3 protein-coding genes and 2 pseudogenes are annotated in these 4,030 nt (G+C 63.5%); 1 reads left to right on the forward strand and 4 read right to left on the reverse strand.

From position 1 onward, the window contains the following. A pseudogene (locus tag G3436_RS25300) lies at nucleotides 1–216 on the forward strand (DUF3410 domain-containing protein); the annotation flags it as partial. Between the two features lie 118 nt (nucleotides 217–334). On the opposite strand, the gene G3436_RS25305 reads toward G3436_RS25300, so the two are convergent. From G3436_RS25305 to G3436_RS25320, 4 genes and pseudogenes are all read right to left on the reverse strand, one after another. Next, on the reverse strand, nucleotides 335–823 hold the full coding sequence (locus G3436_RS25305; RefSeq protein ID WP_163950886.1) for an RDD family protein: 489 nt from the start codon (nucleotides 821–823) through the stop codon (nucleotides 335–337). Nucleotides 824–920: 97 nt separating this feature from the next. Continuing rightward, nucleotides 921–1,133, reverse strand: a complete 213-nt coding sequence (locus G3436_RS25310; RefSeq protein ID WP_027902257.1) for a cold-shock protein — start codon at nucleotides 1,131–1,133, stop codon at nucleotides 921–923. A 327-nt stretch (nucleotides 1,134–1,460) separates the two neighbouring features. After that, nucleotides 1,461–2,583, reverse strand: a pseudogene (gcvT, locus tag G3436_RS25315) (glycine cleavage system aminomethyltransferase GcvT). Nucleotides 2,584–2,612: 29 nt separating this feature from the next. Further along, nucleotides 2,613–3,989 (reverse strand): L-serine ammonia-lyase, encoded by a 1,377-nt coding sequence (locus G3436_RS25320; RefSeq protein ID WP_163950888.1) that lies wholly within the window; start codon nucleotides 3,987–3,989, stop codon nucleotides 2,613–2,615. Between the last annotated feature and the right edge of the window lie 41 nt (nucleotides 3,990–4,030).

Genomic DNA, 4,030 nt, shown 5'->3' on the forward strand with positions numbered 1-4,030 from the left:
GCACGCTGTGCCGCGCGGGTGCACGACCCGCGCCGTGACGATGCGGATTTTCGCCGCAGCCTGAGCGCCGACCCGCAGGCGCAGCGGCTGGCCTTCGACGTGCTGCGCAAGCAGTACCCGCCACGTCGCGAGATCGAGGGGCTGGCGGTACGGATCGAGGGTGATGCGCCTGAGTTGCAGCAGCTGGTCAGGGCAGTGGGCGCCGTGTTGGCATAGTGCTTGAACTGCGTCGCCCCCTTCGCTGGCAAGCCAGCTCCCACAGGTACAGCAGTGCTCTTGAGGTCACTGATATCCCTGTGGGAGCTGGCTTGCCAGCGAAAGGGGCGCCGCCGATCTACTTGCTGCGCTTGGGTATGCGCACCAACTGCGTCTCTGAATACATGTCATGCCAGGCCCGCTTCTGCTTGTCCACCAGCGACCACACGAACCCTGCCCCCAGGCACAACCACGACGCAATCGACACCACGAAGCGCAACAGCGCCTGCCACAGGCTGATCGCGCTGCCATCGGCGTTCTGCACCCGAATACCCCACACCTGCATGCCCAGGGTCTGCCCGCCATGGGTCCAGAACTTGGCGAAGAAGCCGAACAGCATGAACAACAGGATCGTCGACAGCAGCGGGTCGCCATCCAGCGCGCCGGCCTCGGTCAAGGCGCGCATGCGCGTCTGGCCGATGATCGCCATCTGCACCATCTTGTACACCAGCGTCGTCACCATCAGCAGCGCAGTGCACAGCAGGAAATCATAGAACATGGCGGCCAGGCGACGGCCCAGGCCGGCCGCAGGGAACGCGCCCTGCGGTTGTAGAAGTTGCTTGGGCATGCACTCAGGCTCCGGATGGCAAAGCGCCCATTCTACGGAATTGCGCACACAAAAAAGCCCCTGCTGTTACCAGCAGGGGCTCTTTTGTTGATGAAGATCAGGCTTCGGCTTGCACTTCGTCAGCCTGCATGCCTTTTTGGCCTTGCACGGCAACGAAGGTCACTTTCTGGCCTTCTTTCAGGCTCTTGAAGCCATTGCCCTGAATAGCGCGGAAGTGCACGAACAGATCCGGACCGCTTTCGGGAGTGATGAAACCAAAACCTTTCTCGTCGTTAAACCACTTGACGGTACCGCTCTGACGTTCAGCCATTTTCTTATTTCCTTTGGAACTTGAAATTAATAACAGTCACTTTGCATTGAAAGCGTACTGGGCTGGGTTGCAGGAAAGTAAGAGACGTCGAACGGGTTGTAGCAACACTCAGCGCTACTGCCCAGGTCACGAACCATTGCGACCCATGCAAACACAGTGGGGTGAATCTACACTCATTCCGATTGCAAAAACAAGCCCCGCAGAGCGCCGCACGACGGGGCCTTGCGGTTTACCCCGGCGGCGTTCGCAGTTGCTGTTTTCATGCTGTTCGAAGGTTATAAAACGCGTTCGAAAACGAATATCCCGAACGCGTCTTCACAGCCTGTTTCAACCGCGGTAGTAGCGTTGTGCAACAAAGGGCATCTTGCTCACTTGCATCGCCACGCGCTTGCCGCGAACGATGGCCCACACCGGTGTATCAAGTGCAGCCAGTGCGGTGTCGACATAACCCATGGCCACGGGCCGCCCAGTGTCGGCCCGAACCCGCCACTGCACACTTTGCCGATCGTGTTGCCGGCCTCGTCGACGATCTCGGCGTCTTCACGCACCGGGGTACGCTCCTGTGGCAGCAGGCCTACGCGTTTGCGCGCGACGCCTTGTTGCTGCTGGGCAAAGATCGCCTCGGCACCGGGGAACCCCCCGGCACGTGCGCCATCGGCACGGCGCACCTTGGAAATGGCCCACAGCAGGCTGGCTTCGATCGGCGTGGTGTTGCTGTTCATGTCGTGCCCGTACAGGCACAGGCCGGCTTCCAGGCGCAGCGAGTCGCGTGCGCCCAGGCCGATGGCGGCCACTTCCGGCTGCTCCAGCAGGTGGCGCGCCAAGGCCTCGGCACTGGCGCTCGGCACGCTGATCTCGAAGCCGTCTTCGCCGGTGTAGCCCGAGCGGCTCACATAGCAGTCCGCGCCCAGCAGGTGCACCGGCTTGAACTGCATGAAGGTCATGCCGGCCACTTCGGGCGCCAGGCGCTCCAGCACCTTGACCGCCGCCGGGCCTTGCAGTGCCAGCAGGGCACGTGCCTCGAACAGCGGCTCGATCGTGCACTGCGTGCCGATGTGCTGGCGCAGGTGGGCCAGGTCCTGCTCCTTGCACGCCGCATTGACCACCAGGAACAGCTCGTCGTTGCCCAGGTTGGCGACCATCAGGTCATCGAGGATGCCGCCCTGTTCGTTGGTGAACATCGCATAGCGCTGCATGCCTACCGGCAGGTCGATGATGTCGACCGGCACCAGGGTCTCCAGCGCCTTGGCGGCAGCGGCGCCCACCAGGCGGATCTGGCCCATGTGCGACACGTCAACAGGCCGGCCTGTTCGCGGCTGTGCAGGTGTTCCTTCATTACGCCCAGCGGGTACTGCACGGGCATGTCGTAGCCGGCAAACGGTACCATGCGTGCGCCCAGTTCCAGGTGCAAGGCGTGCAGCGGGGTGTGCAGCAGTGTTTCGGTGGTCATTGATGACTCCTTGTAGAGGCTTGAGGTGGTCAGCACTCGATGATGTTGACGGCCAGACCGCCGCGGGCGGTCTCCTTGTATTTGCTTTTCATGTCGGCGCCGGTCTGGCGCATGGTGCGGATCACCTTGTCGAGCGAGACGAAGTGTTGCCCGTCGCCGCGCAGGGCCATGCGCACTGCATTGATCGCCTTGACCGAGCCCATCGCGTTGCGCTCGATACAGGGCACCTGCACCAGCCCGCCGATCGGGTCGCAGGTCAGCCCCAGGTTGTGTTCCATGCCGATCTCGGCAGCGTTTTCCACCTGCTGCACCGTGCCGCCCATGACTTCGCACAGGGCGCCGGCAGCCATCGAGCAGGCCACCCCGACTTCGCCCTGGCAACCCACTTCGGCACCGGAGATCGAGGCGTTCTCCTTGTACAGAATGCCGATGGCGGCGGCAGTGAGCAGAAAGCGCACCACGCCGTCCTCGTTGGCACCGCTGATGAAGCGCATGTAGTAGTGCAACACTGCTGGCACGATGCCGGCGGCGCCGTTGGTGGGGGCGGTGACCACGCGTCCGCCGTAGGCGTTTTCTTCGTTGACCGCCAGTGCATACAGGTTCACCCAGTCGAGTACCGATAGCGCATCGCGCAGGCTCGCTTCGGGGTGGGCGCACAGCTGGCGGTAGAGTGCGGCGGCGCGCCGCTTGACCTTGAGCCCACCGGGCAGGATGCCTTCGTTGCGACAGCCCGCCGCGACGCAGTCCTGCATCACCTGCCAGATCTTCAGCAGGCCGCTGCGGGTATCGGCTTCGGGGCGCCAGGCGGCCTCGTTGGCCAGCATCACCTGGCTGATGCTCAGGCCGTGCGTGGTGCAGTGGCCAAGCAACTGCCGGGCGGTCGTGAAGGGGTAGGCCAGCACGGTACTGTCTTCGACGATGCGGTCGGCGCCGGCCGCGCCTTCGTCGACCACGAAGCCGCCCCCCACCGAGTAGTACTCGCGGCTGCGGATCTGCAGGCCGGCGTGATCGAATGCACGAAAGATCATGCCGTTGGGGTGGAACGCCAGCGGCTTGCGGATCATTGCCAGGTGCTGTTTTTCAGCGAAGGCGATGGTGTGTTCGCCCAGCAGGTTCAGTTGACCGCTGCTGCGGATGGCCTGCAGGCGTAGGGGAATGCTGTCGGTATCGACGCTGTCGGGGTGCTCGCCTTCAAGGCCGAGCAGCACCGCCTTGTCGCTGCCGTGGCCCTTGCCGGTGGCACCGAGCGAGCCATACAGCTCGACCTTGACGCTGGCGGTCGCGGCCAGCAACTGGTCGCGGCGCAGCCCTTCGGCAAAGCGTGCGGCGGCGCGCATCGGGCCGACGGTGTGGGAGCTGGAGGGGCCGATGCCGATCTTGAACAGGTCGAAGACGCTGAGTGACATGGTCGTACCCTCAAATCAGATGAAGAGCTTCGCTGGCAAGC

This window comes from Pseudomonas brassicae, assembly GCF_010671725.1.
In the GTDB taxonomy this organism is placed as follows: Bacteria; Pseudomonadota; Gammaproteobacteria; order Pseudomonadales; family Pseudomonadaceae; genus Aquipseudomonas; species Aquipseudomonas brassicae.

Bases quoted from the DNA above. Each gene is read 5' to 3' on its own strand.
- G3436_RS25305 (WP_163950886.1), bottom strand. From the start codon at position 823: ATGCCCAAGCAACTTCTACAACCGCAGGGCGCGTTCCCTGCGGCCGGC.
- G3436_RS25310 (WP_027902257.1), bottom strand. From the start codon at position 1,133: ATGGCTGAACGTCAGAGCGGTACCGTCAAGTGGTTTAACGACGAGAAA.
- G3436_RS25320 (WP_163950888.1), bottom strand. From the start codon at position 3,989: ATGTCACTCAGCGTCTTCGACCTGTTCAAGATCGGCATCGGCCCCTCC.